Below are 16,034 nucleotides of genomic sequence, written 5' to 3'. Positions count from 1 at the left end.
ATATGGAACTTGATCTCTGGACTCAGAGCCTCGTCACTGCAATGACTGCGTTGTGGACCAAGGTTGCGAACTTCATTCCGAACCTGTTCGGCGCACTGGTTGTGCTGCTGTTGGGTTTTGTCGTGGCCAAACTGCTGGACACCTTGCTCTCGAAGTTGCTCGCCAAACTGGGCCTTGATCGCTTGATGGGTGGCACCGGCCTGACCAAATTGCTGTCCCGTGCAGGGTTGCAAGTTCCTATTTCGACGCTGATCGGCAAAATCGTCTATTGGTTCGTTCTGCTGATTTTTCTGGTTTCTGCCGCAGAATCCCTTGGCCTTGAGCGAGTTTCAGCTACGCTGGACATGCTTGCGTTGTATTTGCCGAAGGTGTTCGGCGCGGCGCTGGTGTTGCTGGTCGGTGTCTTGCTGGCGCAACTGGCCAACGGGCTGGTGCGCGGAGCGGCAGAAGGCGTGGGGCTGGACTATGCTTCAGGGCTTGGGCGGATTGCCCAGGGCCTGGTGATCATCATCAGTATTTCGGTTGCGATCAGCCAGTTGGAGGTCAAGACCGACCTGCTGAACCATGTGATCGTGATTGTGTTGATAACCGTTGGTCTGGCAGTAGCGCTGGCCATGGGGTTGGGAAGCCGGGAAATTGCCGGCCAGATTCTTGCGGGAATCTACGTGCGTGAGCTGTACCAGGTTGGGCAACAAGTGCGTGTTGGCGAGGTCGAAGGCCAGATCGAAGAGATCGGCACGGTTAAAACCACATTGCTGACCGATGAGGGTGAGCTAGTCTCTCTTTCCAATCGGATCCTCCTTGAGCAGCATGTGAGTAGCCGCTAACCCGGCAAACCCTGCTAATGTATGCCGCCGCAAAATGCCTGCTCACGCTGGCTGCGGCGGACATTGACCTGACTGTCGGCCCGACTTGTTTTGAATAAAGCCCAATCGTTATCCATGCGCTACGACCCCCGCGAGCTCTCTGATGAGGAGTTGGTCGCGCGCGCGCATACCGAGCTGTTTCACGTAACACGCGCCTATGAAGAACTGATGCGGCGTTACCAGCGAACATTATTTAACGTGTGCGCACGATATCTAGGGAACGATCGCGACGCAGACGATGTCTGTCAGGAGGTCATGTTGAAGGTGCTGTATGGCCTGAAGAACTTCGAAGGTAAATCGAAGTTCAAGACATGGCTATATAGCATCACGTACAACGAGTGCATCACACAGTATCGGAAGGAACGGCGAAAGCGTCGCTTGATGGACGCATTGAGTCTTGACCCCCTCGAGGAAGCGTCTGAAGAAAAGACGCCGAAACCTGAGGAAAAAGGCGGACTTGATCGCTGGTTGGTGTATGTGAACCCGATTGATCGTGAAATTCTGGTGCTACGATTTGTCGCAGAGCTGGAGTTTCAGGAAATCGCAGACATCATGCATATGGGTTTGAGCGCAACAAAAATGCGGTACAAACGCGCTCTAGATAAATTGCGTGAGAAATTTGCAGGCATTGCTGAAACTTAGTTCAGCGCAAATATCTCTTACGTGTAGGCAAGTTCTGTTAGACTTGCCGCCGAGTTGTCCCCCGGTTTGCGGGACTGCTTCACAATCACCAGATGGGGATTTAACGGATGAAACTGAAAAACACCTTGGGCTTGGCCATTGGTTCTCTTATTGCCGCCACTTCCATCGGCGCTCTGGCACAGGGCCAAGGCGCAGTTGAAATCGAAGGCTACGCAAAGAAGCAATATTTCGATAGCGACCGTAACTTCAAGAACGACGGCATCCTGCCGGGTGGTTCTATCGGTTACTTCCTGACAGACGACGTTGAACTGCGTCTGGCCTACGACGAAGTGCACAACGCCCGTGCAAACGACGGCAAGAACGTTAAGGGCGCGAACACCGCTCTGGACGCTCTGTACCACTTCAACAACCCAGGCGACATGCTGCGTCCTTACGTCTCGGGCGGTTTCTCCGACCAGAGCATCGACCAGAACGGCTCGAACGGTCGTAACCGTTCCACCTTCGCCAACGTTGGCGGCGGTGCCAAGCTGTACTTCACCGACAACTTCTACGCCCGTGCTGGCGTTGAAGCTCAGTACAACATCGACCAGGGCAACACCGAGTGGGCTCCTAGCGTCGGTATCGGTGTGAACTTCGGCGGCGGCAGCAAGCCAGCTGCTGCTCCAGTTCCAGCTCCGGAAGTTTGCTCTGACAGCGACAACGATGGCGTTTGCGACAACGTTGACAAGTGCCCAGACACCCCAGCCAACGTAACTGTTGACGCTGACGGCTGCCCGGCAGTTGCTGAAGTTGTTCGTGTTGAGCTGGACGTGAAGTTCGACTTCGACAAGTCGGTAGTCAAGCCAAACAGCTACGGCGACATCAAGAACCTGGCTGACTTCATGAAGCAGTACCCATCCACCAGCACTACTGTTGAAGGTCACACTGACTCCGTCGGTCCTGACGCTTACAACCAGAAACTGTCCGAGCGTCGTGCAAACGCCGTTAAACAAGTTCTGACCAACCAGTACGGTGTTGAATCGTCCCGCGTTCAGTCTGTTGGCTACGGCGAATCCCGCCCAGTTGCTGACAACAAAACTGACGCTGGTCGTGCAGTTAACCGTCGCGTAGAAGCGCAGGTTGAAGCTCAAGCTAAGTAATTAGCTCGCAGCTCTGAAAAGCCCGGCTCAGGCCGGGCTTTTCTTTGTCTGCAATTTGGTGAAATAGTTGAAACTACGCTGACTGATCTGCCGCCATCACAGGCAATTCACGCTCCCACAGCGATTGAGTTGCACTGGCTGCCACTGCACCGATCACCAGTATGGCAGGGCTTTTCAGTTGGAATCTGTAGGCCGCTTCATCCATGTTTGTGAGAGTGCTCCGACATTCCCGTTGATGGGGCAAGGAGGCATTTTCAATCATGGCCACGGGCGTATCCGTTGCCATGCCGCCGGCCAATAGCTGCTCACGGATTTCACCCAGCTTGGCCACTCCCATGTAAACCACCAACGTCGTTCCGCCTTGGGCCAGTGCCTGCCAGTTCAATTGGCTGTCGTCCTGGGTGTGTGCGGTGACCAGCGTGACACCACGGGCTACACCGCGCAAAGTCAGCGGAATATCGCATTGCGTTGCCCCCGCCAGTCCGGCAGTGATGCCGTTGACCAACTCGGCTTCGACCCCACGCTCACGCAGCCACTGCGCCTCTTCACCACCGCGGCCGAAAATGCATGGATCGCCGCCCTTGAGCCGCGCTACGCATTTACCCTGCCGGGCATAACGAAGCATCAGGCGATGGATGAACGCTTGCGGGGTAGAGCGGCAGCCGCCACGCTTGCCCACCGGAATGATCCGCGCCCCAGGGCAATGCTCGAGTACCGCGACATTGACCAGGTCATCGATCAGCACCACATCTGCCTCGCGCAAGGCACGTACCGCTTTCAACGTGAGCAACTCCGGATCACCCGGGCCCGCACCTACCAGCCAGACTTTTGCACTCATAGTGTTTTCCTCACGAGAAGACGGTGACTGGCTGCGCCGTGGCAGCCAGCAGGCGTTTGATTTCCGGAACGCAGGACCCGCATTGCGTGCCGCAACCCAGTTCTTGCTTGAGCCCCTGCAAGTCCAGGCCACGGCTGATGCCGGCGCAGATCGCGTTCTGGCCGACGTTCTTGCAATTGCACAGGATCTTGTTCGAGTTGAAGGGCGTGTCGAGATTGCCCGGTGGTGCGCTCAGCGGCGCAAGCAGCCAGCGCCGCAGTTGCTGGTCCGCGCGACCTTCGAGCCACAGCCCCTGCAACCAGTGCTGGGCAAGGGTTTCACCGGCCAGTCGAATGGCGGTGATCCGGCCATTTTCGATCCGCACGCGCTTGCCTATGGCCCGTCGAGGGTCGTCGTAAGCCAGTACCGGGCCGTCATCGAGCGCCAGGTTTTTATCGATTTCGCTTAGCAACTCTGCCGAAGGTGCTGAAGTATTGGCAGCTCGTACAAGCAGGGCAGGGCGCTCACGGCCAACCAGACTGAGACTGACGTAGGAAAACGCCTCACAGAGCGGTCGTAGCGTTTCAAAATGCCGTTGAACATCGCCCTCGATCAGTGCGAATAGTTTCCAGGGCAAATCCACCGGATCCAGGCGAACGCCGCTGTGTTTAAGTTCGGGCTGTTTCGACAAAGGATCGAATGCGGGCAGAGTGAGACTGTTCACCCCGCCCTTGAGAAAACGGTCGCCCCAATGCATCGGCAAAAAGGCCTGGCCCGGACGCACGCTGTCATCGCTGGCAACCGCGACGACGATTGCGCCGCGCCTGCTTTTCAGGCTGACCAGATCCCCCGGCTGCAGGCGATGGCGGCGCAGTTCGTCCGGGTGCAGGCTCAACTCCGCTTCGCTGACATGACCGAACAGCTGCGCAGCGGTGCCGGTGCGGCTCATGCCATGCCATTGATCGCGCAGCCGGCCGGTGATCAGGGTCAGCGGGAAGCGTGCATCGCGTTGCTCTTTGGCGGCACGGTATGGATCGGCCACGAACTGTGCGCGCCCATTGGCAGTGGCAAATACCCCGTCGACGTACAGCCGGGCCGTGCCTTCAACGGCACCGGCAGGGAAGGGCCACTGCTGCGGGCCGAGACGATCGATCAGTGCATGGCTGATACCGGACAGATCCAGGTCGCGACCTTGAGTCAGTTGTTTGTATTCGTCAAAGACTTGAGCTGGATTATCAAATGCAAACAGGCTGGCTTGGCCGGGACGCAGGTGTTTTTCCAGGCGTTGTGCGAAATCTACGGTGATTGCCCAGTCTGGCCGCGCCTCACCCGGTGCGACGATTGCCTGGCGTACGTGGGAAATGCGCCGCTCGGAGTTGGTCACGCAACCTTCCTTTTCCCCCCAACTGGCGGCGGGCAGCAGAAGGTCGGCGAACTTCGCGGTTTCAGTGGTGCTGAAGGCTTCCTGCAACACCACGAACGGGCAGGCTTGCAGAGCTGCGCGCACGGCCGTCTGGTCCGGCATGGATTGCGCGGGGTTGGTGCAGGCGATCCACAACGCCTTGATCTTGCCGTTGCGCACTTGCTCGAACAATTCGATCGCAGAGAGCCCGGGGCTTTCCGGCAGTTGCTCGATGCCCCAGTAGGACGCCACTTGCGCACGGTGTTGTGCATTGGCAGCGTCACGGTGACCGGGCAGCAAGTTGGACAAACTGCCGGTTTCCCGTCCACCCATTGCATTTGGCTGACCGGTGAGGGAGAAAGGTCCGGCGCCGGGACGACCGATCTGCCCGGTGGCCAGGTGCAGATTGATCAATGCACTGTTTTTCGCGCTGCCGGCGGTGGACTGGTTAAGCCCCATGCACCACAGCGACAGAAAGCTCGGTGATGTGCCGATCCACTCGGCACATTGCTGCAATTGCCCGAGGCTGATACCGCAGAGCTGCGAAACCATTTGCGGCGTGTAGTCACGCACCAGGTTTTTCAGCTCGGCCAGGCCTTCGGTGTGGTCCCTGATGAAGTCACGATCTATCCAGTCTTCCCACAGCAGCAGATGCAAAATCCCATGGAACAAGGCGACATCGGTGCCCGGCAAGATCGCCAGGTGCAGGTCAGCCAGATCGCAGGTATCTGTGCGACGTGGGTCAATGACGATGACCTTCATCTGCGGCCGGCGGGATTTGGCTGCTTCCAGCCGGCGAAACAGCACCGGGTGGGCGTAGGCCATGTTGCTGCCGACGATCATCACGCAATCGCTCAGCTCCAGGTCTTCGTAGCTGCAGGGCGGGGCGTCGGCACCCAGGCTGCGCTTGTAGCCGACCACCGCCGAGGACATGCACAGGCGCGAATTGCTGTCGATGTTGTTGGTGCCTACCAGGGCACGCGCCAGCTTGTTGAAGGCGTAGTAGTCCTCGGTCAACAGTTGCCCGGAAATGTAGAACGCCACGCTGTCCGGGCCATGTTCGGCAATGGTCGCGGCAAACACGCTGGTGGCGTGATCGAGGGCGGTATCCCAATCGGTGCGGTGGCGGGCCAGGCTTTTACCGAGGCGCAGTTCGGGGTACAACGCCCGCGCCGTCAAGTCGCCGGTCAGGTGCAGGGTCGAACCCTTGCTGCACAGTTTGCCGAAATTCGCCGGGTGCGCCGGGTCGCCGCTGACGCCGAGGATGCGTGAATCGTCGTGCTCGATCAGCACCCCGCAGCCGACCCCGCAGTAACAGCAGGTGGACGCAGTGATCTGGCGGTCCATCAGCCTGCATCCCGCAGGGCCAGCATCACCCGGCCATTTTCCACCCGGGCGAGATGGTGATGGGCACAGCCGATGTCCGGGGCCAGGGCTTCGCCGCTTTCCAGGTCGATTTGCCAGTTGTGCAGCGGGCAGGCCACACGCTTGCCGTAGACCAGACCTTGGGACAACGGGCCGCCCTTGTGCGGGCAGCGGTCGTCGAGGGCGAACACTTCGTCGTCGCTGGTACGGAAAATCGCGATGTCTCCCTTTGGCCCGGCGATGATCCGCGAGCCCAGGGCATTGATCTCTTCCAGTGCACAGATATCCAGCCAGTTCATGCCAGCACCTCCAGGTTTTTCACGGGGATGACGTCGAATTCTTTTTTCAGCTGGGGCTGTTCCAGGCGTTCCTTCCACGGGTCCTGTTCGAACGACAGGGAGAATTGCAGGCGATCGTTGAGCGCCTTGCGACGCTCCGGATCTTCCAGCACGGCTTTCTTGATGTGTTCCATGCCGACCCGTTGCAGGTAGTGCACGGTGCGCTCGAGGTAGAAGGCTTCTTCGCGATAGAGCTGCAGGAATGCACCGTTGTATTCGCGCACTTCTTCGGCGGTTTTCAGTTTGACGAAGAATTCCGCGACTTCGGTCTTGATCCCGCCGTTGCCACCGATGTACATCTCCCAGCCGGAGTCCACACCGATAATTCCCACATCCTTGATACCGGCTTCCGAGCAGTTGCGCGGGCAACCGGAGACAGCCAGCTTCACCTTGTGTGGCGACCACATGTTGAACAGGTCATGTTCCAGTTCAATGCCAAGTTGTGTGGAGTTCTGGGTGCCAAAGCGGCAGAACTCGCTGCCGACGCAGGTTTTCACTGTGCGGATGGATTTGCCGTAGGCGTGGCCGGACGGCATGTCCAGGTCTTTCCACACCCCCGGCAGGTCTTGCTTGCGAATACCCAGCAAGTCGATGCGCTGGCCACCGGTAACCTTGACCATCGGCACGTTGTACTTGTCGGCGACGTCGGCAATGCGCCGCAGCTCTGAAGGATTGGTCACACCGCCCCACATCCGCGGGACTACAGAGTAGGTGCCGTCTTTCTGAATATTGGCGTGGGCGCGTTCATTGATCAGGCGCGATTGCGGATCATCCTTGGCTTCTCCTGGCCAGGTGGAGATCAGGTAGTAGTTGAGCGCCGGGCGGCAGGTGGCGCAGCCGTTGGGTGTGCGCCAGTTCAGGTAGCTCATGGTGTCGGCGATGGTCAGCAGGTGCTGCTCGCGGATGGCCTGGCGGATTTGCCCGTGGTTGAGATCGCTGCAGCCGCAGATGGCCTTTTCGCTTTTCGGCTTGACGTCGGCGGCGCCGCCCACGGTGTTGATCAGGATCTGCTCCACCAAACCCGCGCACGAGCCGCAGGAGCTGGCAGCCTTGGTGTGTTTCTTGACGTCGTCGACACTGAACAGCCCGTGTTCCTGAATGGCCTTGACGATGGTGCCTTTGCACACGCCGTTGCAGCCGCAGACTTCGGCGTTGTCAGCCATGCTCATGGCTTTGTCCTGGCCTTGATGTCCTACGTCGCCAAGCGCATTTTCACCGAACATCAAGTGATCGCGGATCTCACTGATGGCATGGTTTTCACGGATCTGCCGGAAATACCAGCCGCCATCCGCCGTATCGCCGTACAGGCAGGCGCCGACCAGCACGTCATCCTTGATCACCAGTTTCTTGTAGACGCCGCCAATCGGGTCCGAGAGGGTAATGGTCTCGGTGCCTTCACCGCCCATGAAGTCGCCGGCGGAAAACAGGTCGATACCGGTAACCTTCAATTTGGTCGAGGTCACCGAACCCTTGTAGGTGGCAAAACCCAGTTGGGCCAGGTGGTTGGCGCAGACTTTGGCCTGTTCGAACAGCGGCGCCACCAAGCCATACGCGATACCGCGGTGGCTGGCACACTCGCCGATGGCATAGATCCGTGGGTCGTAAGTTTGCATTGTGTCGTTGACCAGAATCCCGCGGCTGCACGGAATGCCGGATTTCTCCGCCAGTTCGGTATTGGGGCGAATGCCGGCGGCCATCACTACCAGGTCAGCGGGAATGATGTCGCCGTTCTTGAATTGCACCGAACCGACCCGGCCGTTGCCAGCGTCGTGCAAGGCCTGGGTCTGCTCGCACAGGCGAAAGTGCAGGCCGCGAGATTCCAGCGCGGTTTGCAGCAACTGGCCGCTGGTCTTGTCCAGTTGCCGCTCCAGCAACCACTCGCCGATATGCACCACGGTGACGTGCATGCCCCGCAGCATCAGGCCGTTGGCGGCCTCCAGGCCGAGCAGGCCGCCGCCGATCACTACGGCGTGCCTGTGGGTTTTCGCGGTGTCGATCATGGCCTGGGTGTCGGCGATGTCGCGGTAGCCGATCACGCCGTCAAGGGTGTTGCCGGGAATGGGCAGGATGAAAGGCGTCGAGCCGGTGGCGATCAGCAGGCGATCGTATTCGGCTTCGCTGCCGTCTTCGGCAATGACCCGGCGCTTGACCCGGTCGATCTCCACCACCTTGCGGTTGAGCAGCAGTTTGATGTTGTTTTCCAGGTACCAGTCCAGGTCGTTGAGCACGATTTCTTCGAAGGTCTGTTCGCCCGCCAGCACCGGCGACAGCAGGATGCGGTTGTAGTTGGTGTGCGGTTCGGCACCGAAGACCGTGATGTCGTACAGCTCCGTGCTCAGTTTGAGCAGCTCTTCCAGGGTCCGGACCCCGGCCATGCCGTTGCCGATCATCACCAGTTTTAGTTTTTTCATCAGGTTCTCCGGGGAGCTCAGGCCTGCCTCATCAGGGTCAGGCCGTGCTCGACAAATTTTGCGCAAACAAAAAAAGGCGTCCCGCTAGTTGCCTAGCGAGGACGCCTTTGTCCTGGTCCCGTTCTCTCGGGAAGTGCAACCTTCGTCGTTGAAGCCTGCGCTGTATGTCTGTTGAAAGAGGTAATGCAGTGGTTATGCCAAGTCGCTCAAATCCCGTGTTTGTTGGCATTTTCCCCGTTCACAAGGGCAGAACCGTGAGGGAGTGCACCGATTCAAGGCGCTTTGCCCGCTAATGGAGCGCAACCATCAACAGCACCAGATTGAGCAGCAACGATACCAGCGCCAATGTTCGCCAGACTTTCAGCGGTTCGCGCTCCAGCAAGGGCCTGGGGCGCACGCTCAAGCTGTGGCGCTCGCCCTGTTCGATCAGCAGCAGCCATTCTTCCGCTGTTTCGAAACGCTGGTCGGGGGCCGCCGCCACGGCGCGCTCCAGGCTATGGGCGATCCAGTCCGGCAGATCGGGCCGGTAGCGGCTGGCGTTGACCGGGAGGCCAAACCTCGGCCGCTGGAAGGCTTCGATTTCGCCATAGGGGTAATGCCCGGTGAGCAGGAAATACAGGGTTACTCCGACGGCGTACAAGTCCTGTTGTGGCGTCGGTACTTCGCCGCGAAAGGCTTCGGGTGCGATGTAACTGGGTGTACCCGGCAGCGCCCAGGGCAGATCTTGCGAAAGCCCGGGGCAGTAGGCGAGGCCGAAATCCAGCAGGCGCAACTCACCATCGTCCCCCAGCAGCAGGTTTTCCGGTTTGATATCGCGATGCAGGATCTGCCGTCGATGCAACAGACCGACCGCTCGCAGCAAGCGTTCGGCGATGTCTTGCCACTGGGGCAGCGGCAGCGGCCCGCCTTGCTCATGTCGTTGGGCCAGGGTAACGCCCGAATATTCACGCATCACGTAGTACAAATGCTGACGCTGACTGGCGGAGTGGACTTCAGGAAAATGTCGACCGGCCACGCGTTTGAGAAACCATTCTTCCGACAGTAACGCTTGCCCGGCCTGGTGATCGTCGTGCAGGCGACCGGGCAGGGTTTTCAACAGCCAGGGTTGTTGCTGGCTGTCGCGAACGCGATAAAGCAGCGATTGCTGGCTCTGTGCGACGATCCCCTCGACCTGCCAGCCCTCGAACGCCTGACCCGGTTTCAGGGCAGGCGGCAGTGGCCATTGCTGTAAGTGCATCAACGCATCGCCAATGCTCGCTTCGCCGAGGGCATCGACCCGCACCAGCAGGGCGCTGGCGTTGTCCTGGCTGCCCGCCAGGTGCGCAGCATTGACCAGGGTGTTCGCAGCACTGTGCAAGTCCGGTTGATCGCGCAGGATCGCGGCAATGGCGGTATCGCCCAGGACGGCCCAGACGCCGTCGCTGAGCAGGACGAAGCTCTCATCGGGGCGCAACTCACCGTCGAGAAAATCCAGCACCAGGTGTTGATCGAGCCCCAGCGCCCGTTTCAGCACATGCTGCATGCCCGGCTGGTCCCAGACGTGATCTTCGCTGATTCGCTGCAATTGGTCGGCGTGCCAGCGATACACCCGACAATCGCCGACATGAGCCAAGGTAAAACGCCGGCCGCGCAGGACCAGCGCACTGAGGGTGGTCAGCAGCGGTTGTCCGCCGCCATTGGCCTGCAACCAGCGGTTCTGCGCCAGCAGCAGACGATCGAGTGCCTGTGCGACGCTCCAGGTTTCCGGCGTGGCGTAGTAATCCAGCGCCAGGGCCTGCAGCGTCGAACGGGCAGCCAGACCGCCATCGACGCATTGGCTGACACCGTCGGCAATCGCGAACAGGTAACCCTTGCTCGCGGCCAGCGCCGGAGCCGGCGTGACCAGGCGCAGGGCATCCTGGTTTTCCTCGCGAGGACCGATGGCGCTGGCTTCGGCGAAACTCAGTTGCAGGCTCATCGGGGCGTCAGACCCGCGCAGCCGTCACGGCGGCCGAACCCCAGGTGGTTCTCCAGCGACGTTTTACGCCGTGCAGACCGAACCAGGCCAGAACGCCGAGGCTGGCGAACAACCACAGTGCCAGTTGATAGCTACCGGTGCTTTGCTTGATCGCGCCCATGCCGGCCGCGAGGGCAAAGCCACCGATACCGCCGGCCATGCCGATCAGGCCGGTCATCACGCCGATTTCCCGGCGAAAACGCTGGGGCACTAATTGGAATACCGCGCCATTGCCTGCGCCCAGACCGAGCATGGTGCAGACGAAAAGTGCCAGTGCGGCGTAGGAGCTCGGCAGATTGAAGCCGACCACGGCAATGCAGATCGCCGCGACGGTGTACATCGCCAGCAGAGTCCGAATGCCGCCGAACCGGTCAGCCAGCGCGCCACCCAAGGGGCGCATCAGGCTGCCGCCGAACACGCAGGCTGCGGTGTAGTAGCCGGCGGTCACCGGGCTCAAGCCGTACTGGTCGTTGAAATAACCGGGCAGGGCACTGGCCAGACCGATGAAGCCGCCGAATGTGACGCTGTAGAAAAACATGAACCACCAGCTGTCACGATCGCCCAAGGCCTTGAAGTAGTCGGCCATGGATTTGGCTTTTGGCCGCTCGGGGGCATTGCGGGCCAGCCAGGCGAAGACGATCAGGGTCAGAATCAGCGGAATCAGGGCGAAACCGAACACGTTGCTCCAGCCAACCGCCGCCGCCAGCACCGGGGCGATCAATGCGGCGAGCACCGTGCCCGAGTTCCCCGCGCCGGCGATGCCCATGGCCTTGCCTTGATGCTGCGGCGGATACCACTGCGAGGCCAGGGGCAAGGCGACGGCGAACGAAGCGCCGGCCATGCCGAGGAACAGGCCCAGCAGCAACGCCTGTTCGTAGCTGTGGATTCCGAGTTTCCAGGCACCGAACAGCGCGCAGATCACGATGACCTGACCGATCAGGCCGGCGGTTTTGGGCGACAGGCGATCAGCCAGCATCCCCATCACGAAGCGCAACACCGCCCCGGCCAGAATCGGCGTGGCGACCACCAGCCCGCGTTGCTGCGTCGTCAGGTGCAGGTCGGCGGCGATCTGTACCGCCAAAGGACCGAGCAGGTACCAGACCATGAAGCTCAGGTCGAAATAGAGGAAAGCTGCGAACAATGTGGGTGTATGGCCGGATTTCCAGAAGCTTGAATTCATTGCGCACCTCAGCTGTGAAGAGTCTCGAAAGGAGTCATGAGCTTGCAGGTGGGGCGCCGATACGGCCGCACCACCGGCCCCGTGCTGTGGGGCCAAAACGAAAAAACGCCGCTACCCGATCCGCCAAGGGCAAATGAGGTGAGCGACGTCTTTGTCGTAGGTGGGGCAACCGCCGTTGGTTACCTGTGGTGATTACTTAGCGAGATCTGTGCCAACAACCGAAACCGGGTTGCCGCCATTCGCGAGCAAGCCCGCTCCGACAGGTGATTCGTGTTCGGCGTAGCGCCCTTGTGGGAGCGGGCTTGCTCGCGAAGGCGATAGAACATTCGCCACAGCACTTCAGCCGAGCAACTCGCTCATGGCAATAATCTGCTCCGCCACTTGAATCAGCTTCTGCTGGCGGCTCATCGCCTGGCGGCGCATCAGTGTGTAGGCCTCTTCCTCGTTGCAGTCCTTCATTTTCATCAGCAGTCCCTTGGCCAGTTCAATGCGCTTGCGCTCGGCCAATTGCTGGTCGCGGGCATGCAGTTGGGCACGCAAGGCCTGATCGCTTTCGAAGCGTGCCATGGCCACATCGAGAATCGGCTGCAGGCGTTGTGCGTGAATGCCTTCGACGATGTAGGCGCTGACACCGGACTTGATCGCCTGTCGCATCACATCGGGGTCGTGTTCGTCCGTGAACATCACAATCGGTCGTGGCTGGTCGCGAGTCACCAGCACCACTTGTTCCATGACATCGCGGCCCGGTGACTCTGTATCGATCAGAATCACATCCGGACGCACCGTTTCGACGCGTTCGGGCAGGTCGATGGTCAGGCCGGATTCATCGATCACTTCGAATCCGGCCTCGGTCAGGGCGGCCTTCAGGCGCCCGACTTTTTTAGCGGTGTCATTGATCAGCAGGATACGCAGCATGTTCATGGTCTCCTGTCAGCGGCTGGCGGATCGGTGCGAGCTGTCGCTCATGGCGTGCAGTTTGAAACTGCGGGCATAACCGGCCGGGTCCGAACCGTCCCAGGTCTTGCCGTCGATCAACTGACTGCTGCGCATCTCCTTGCCCCGTGCCGCGACACCTACAGCGCTGGCCGCTTCACGATACAAGTCTAGTTGCTGGACTTGACGGGCCACGGCGAGGTAATCCGGGTCGTCGCGCAACAAACCCCAGCGACGGAACTGGGTCATGAACCACATGCCATCGGACAGGTACGGCAGATTGACCTCGCCTTCACCATGGAAGCGCAGGGCGTGTGGGTCTTGCCAGCGATTGCCCAGACCATCGACATAGTCGCCCAGCAGGCGCGGCTCGATGCACTCCAGCGGCGCATCGAGGTATTGCGCTGCACTGAGCAATTGCGCGGTGCTGCGACGATTTTCGCTGCTTTCTTCGATGAAGCGACTGGCCTCCAGAATCGCCATCACCAACGCGCGGGCAGTGTTGGGGTATTGCTCGACGAAGGCGCGGGTGCAGCCCAGGACCTTTTCCGGATGATCGGGCCAGATGGTCTGGGTCGTCGCCAAGGTGAAGCCGAGGTCCTGTTGCACGGCGCTGGCGGACCAGGGTTCGCCGACGCAGAGCCCGTCGATACGCCCGGCCCGCAGGTGCGCGACCATTTGCGGCGGCGGCACCACCACGCTGTCGACATCCAGCAGCGGGTGAATGCCCTGGCTGGCGAGCCAGTAATACAACCACATGGCGTGGGTGCCGGTTGGAAACGTCTGGGCGAAGGTGAATTTTGAGCGAGTTTGGTGCACGTGCCGTTCCAGTGCTTCAGGACTGGTCACTCCAAGCGCTTGCAAACCACGGGACAGGTTGATGCTCTGGCCGTTCTGATTCAGGCCCATCAGCACGGCCATGTCGGTCGCGGCCACGCCACCGATCCCTAGGTGAACGGCGTAAACCAGACCGTAGAGGCTGTGGGCGGCATCGAGTTCGCCGCTGACCAGTTTGTCCCGCAGGTTGGCCCAGGACGACTGACGCTTGAGGTTCAGGGTCAAACCATGGGGTTGGGCGAAGCCCTGGGTGGCGGCGACAACCACCGAGGCGCAGTCGCTCAGAGCCATGAAGCCGAGATTGATTTCGGTTTTTTCCGGGGCATCGCTGCCATTGACCCAGGCCAGAGGGTCGGCTGATGGTTCGTTCATCGCGTGTTCACCTTGCAAAAAAAACGTCGTCCCGAGTTCTTGCATGAGCAGGCCGGGGACGACGCCATTGTCTTTGCACACATTCGGTCGTTGGCATGGGTGCTGGTGCCCAGAGTGGTGCAAGGCATATGCCATTATCCGTTGATTTGATCACGCGCCTCGCTTGCCACCCCGTGCCCGGCTATAATCGCCGCCTCAATTCGCCGCCAATCGAGTCAAATCCGCCCATGTACACCCTGGCCCGTCAGCTGTTGTTCAAACTCTCCCCGGAAACCTCCCACGATCTGTCCCTGGACCTGATCGGCGCGGGCGGGCGTCTTGGGCTCAACGGCTTGCTGTGCAAGGCCCCGGCGAAGACGCCGGTGAATGTCATGGGCCTGGACTTCCCGAATCCGGTGGGGCTGGCCGCCGGCCTGGACAAGAACGGCGCGGCCATCGATGGTTTCGCCCAACTGGGTTTCGGTTTTGTCGAAATCGGCACCATCACGCCACGTCCGCAGCCGGGCAACCCGAAGCCACGCCTGTTCCGTCTGCCGGAAGCCGAGGCGATCATCAATCGCATGGGGTTCAACAACCTCGGCGTCGATCACCTGCTGGCCCGCGTGGCGGCGGCCAAATACAAGGGCGTGCTGGGCATCAACATCGGCAAGAACTTCGATACGCCGGTCGAGCGTGCCGTGGACGACTACCTGATCTGCCTGGACAAGGTCTACGCCCACGCCAGCTATGTGACGGTCAACGTCAGCTCGCCGAACACGCCAGGCCTGCGCAGCCTGCAATTCGGTGACTCGCTCAAGCAGTTGCTGGCCGATCTGGCCGAGCGCCGCGCGGAACTGGCATTGCGTCATGGCAAACATGTACCGCTGGCGATCAAGATCGCGCCGGACATGAGCGACGAAGAAACCGCACAAGTTGCGCAAGCGCTGATCGAAACCGGGATGGATGCGGTCATTGCGACTAACACCACCCTGAGCCGTGTAGGCGTCGAAGGCATGGAGCACGGCGAAGAAGCCGGTGGTCTGTCCGGCGCGCCGGTTCGCGACAAGAGCACCCACACCGTGAAAGTGCTGGCATCGGAGCTGGGTGGTCGGCTGCCGATCATCGCTGCCGGCGGTATTACCGAAGGCAAGCATGCAGCGGAGAAAATCACCGCGGGCGCGAGCCTGGTGCAGATCTACTCGGGCTTCATCTACAAAGGCCCGGCGCTGATTCGTGAGTCCGTAGACGCCATCGCAGCGCTACGCTGATCCCTTGTAGGAGCGAGCCTGCTCGCGATGGTCGATAACGATAACGCGTACTTTCTGGATACACGCGGTGTTCTCGGGTTCATCGCGAGCAGGCTCGCTCCTACAGGGGGATTGTTCCGGGTCAATCAGCAGGCATAAAAAAGGGCCCCTTTAAAGGAGCCCCTGGGCCGGAGCCCGCCGTCCGGATGGGACGTGCATGGTTAATTCAGTACAAATCAGATTGTCGTGTCGGAGTGTTCTGCCCTGTAATTAGCCGACGGCGTGAAGTTCGTTGAGTCTGTGGATTCCCGCAGTGCCGGTCATACCGTCCCAGTTGTCGCCGCGTCCTTCTCGCCAGCCGTTAATCCAGGCTTGACGTACCGACGGTAGAGTAAATGGGCAAAGCTCACGGGATTTACCACCAACGCCATATTGATATCCGCGCAAAAATGCTCTTTCCAACGGATCACGCTTAAGTCTTCTCATAGGGTGTTGCCCTCACTTGTTGAC

The 16,034-nt window shown here is 60.2% G+C and carries 13 protein-coding genes; 4 read left to right on the top strand and 9 right to left on the bottom strand.

From position 1 onward, the window contains the following. Positions 1-2: 2 nt before the first annotated feature. The 3 genes from KGB20_RS25110 to KGB20_RS25100 all read left to right on the top strand — a co-directional run bounded on the left by KGB20_RS25110 (position 3) and on the right by KGB20_RS25100 (position 2,647). Positions 3-827: a mechanosensitive ion channel family protein gene (locus tag KGB20_RS25110; protein ID WP_008048604.1), complete on the top strand. Its 825-nt coding sequence runs from the start codon at positions 3-5 to the stop codon at positions 825-827. 90 nt (positions 828-917) lie between these two features. Then, positions 918-1,508 (top strand): RNA polymerase sigma factor SigX, encoded by a 591-nt coding sequence (sigX, locus tag KGB20_RS25105; protein WP_081498059.1) that lies wholly within the window; start codon positions 918-920, stop codon positions 1,506-1,508. Between the two features lie 107 nt (positions 1,509-1,615). Next, a complete protein-coding gene (locus KGB20_RS25100; RefSeq protein ID WP_057715703.1) occupies positions 1,616-2,647 on the top strand; it encodes an OmpA family protein in 1,032 nt (343 codons plus the stop codon). A gap of 73 nt (positions 2,648-2,720) precedes the next feature. On the opposite strand, the gene cobA is transcribed toward KGB20_RS25100, so the two are convergent. From cobA to KGB20_RS25060, 8 genes are all read right to left on the bottom strand, one after another. Continuing rightward, entirely contained in the window at positions 2,721-3,485 is a 765-nt protein-coding gene (gene cobA, locus KGB20_RS25095; RefSeq protein WP_154946558.1) for a uroporphyrinogen-III C-methyltransferase, read from the bottom strand. A 10-nt stretch (positions 3,486-3,495) separates the two neighbouring features. Beyond that, positions 3,496-6,213 carry a nitrate reductase gene (locus KGB20_RS25090; RefSeq protein WP_223533168.1) on the bottom strand — a complete coding sequence of 906 codons (2,718 nt, stop codon included), beginning with the start codon at positions 6,211-6,213 and terminating at the stop codon, positions 3,496-3,498. Continuing rightward, entirely contained in the window at positions 6,213-6,530 is a 318-nt protein-coding gene (nirD, locus tag KGB20_RS25085) for a nitrite reductase small subunit NirD (RefSeq protein ID WP_046042889.1), read from the bottom strand. Before nirD ends, KGB20_RS25090 begins: the two co-directional genes overlap by 1 nt. Then, a complete protein-coding gene (gene nirB, locus KGB20_RS25080) occupies positions 6,527-8,980 on the bottom strand; it encodes a nitrite reductase large subunit NirB (RefSeq protein ID WP_223533166.1) in 2,454 nt (817 codons plus the stop codon). Before nirB ends, nirD begins: the two co-directional genes overlap by 4 nt. A 289-nt stretch (positions 8,981-9,269) precedes the next feature. After that, positions 9,270-10,937 carry a bifunctional protein-serine/threonine kinase/phosphatase gene (locus KGB20_RS25075; protein ID WP_223533164.1) on the bottom strand — a complete coding sequence of 556 codons (1,668 nt, stop codon included), beginning with the start codon at positions 10,935-10,937 and terminating at the stop codon, positions 9,270-9,272. Positions 10,938-10,944: 7 nt separating this feature from the next. Further along, positions 10,945-12,156 carry a nitrate/nitrite transporter gene (locus tag KGB20_RS25070; RefSeq protein ID WP_057715698.1) on the bottom strand — a complete coding sequence of 404 codons (1,212 nt, stop codon included), beginning with the start codon at positions 12,154-12,156 and terminating at the stop codon, positions 10,945-10,947. 339 nt (positions 12,157-12,495) lie between these two features. Continuing rightward, positions 12,496-13,071: an ANTAR domain-containing response regulator gene (locus tag KGB20_RS25065; protein ID WP_008048624.1), complete on the bottom strand. Its 576-nt coding sequence runs from the start codon at positions 13,069-13,071 to the stop codon at positions 12,496-12,498. A gap of 15 nt (positions 13,072-13,086) precedes the next feature. Continuing rightward, positions 13,087-14,298 carry a CmpA/NrtA family ABC transporter substrate-binding protein gene (locus KGB20_RS25060; RefSeq protein WP_223508575.1) on the bottom strand — a complete coding sequence of 404 codons (1,212 nt, stop codon included), beginning with the start codon at positions 14,296-14,298 and terminating at the stop codon, positions 13,087-13,089. A gap of 227 nt (positions 14,299-14,525) precedes the next feature. Here KGB20_RS25060 and KGB20_RS25055 point away from each other — a divergent pair, with 227 nt between their 5' ends. Next, positions 14,526-15,545, top strand: a complete 1,020-nt coding sequence (locus KGB20_RS25055; RefSeq protein WP_090454050.1) for a quinone-dependent dihydroorotate dehydrogenase — start codon at positions 14,526-14,528, stop codon at positions 15,543-15,545. A 249-nt stretch (positions 15,546-15,794) separates the two neighbouring features. Here the strand turns inward: KGB20_RS25055 and rmf are convergent, their stop codons facing one another. Further along, a complete protein-coding gene (rmf, locus tag KGB20_RS25050; protein WP_003223300.1) occupies positions 15,795-16,010 on the bottom strand; it encodes a ribosome modulation factor in 216 nt (71 codons plus the stop codon). Positions 16,011-16,034 lie beyond the last annotated feature (24 nt).

The sequence above is a fragment of the Pseudomonas sp. BF-R-30 genome (assembly GCF_019956175.1).
In the GTDB taxonomy this organism is placed as follows: domain Bacteria; phylum Pseudomonadota; class Gammaproteobacteria; order Pseudomonadales; family Pseudomonadaceae; genus Aquipseudomonas; species Aquipseudomonas jessenii.
This window is presented reverse-complemented; position numbering and strand designations above follow the sequence as displayed.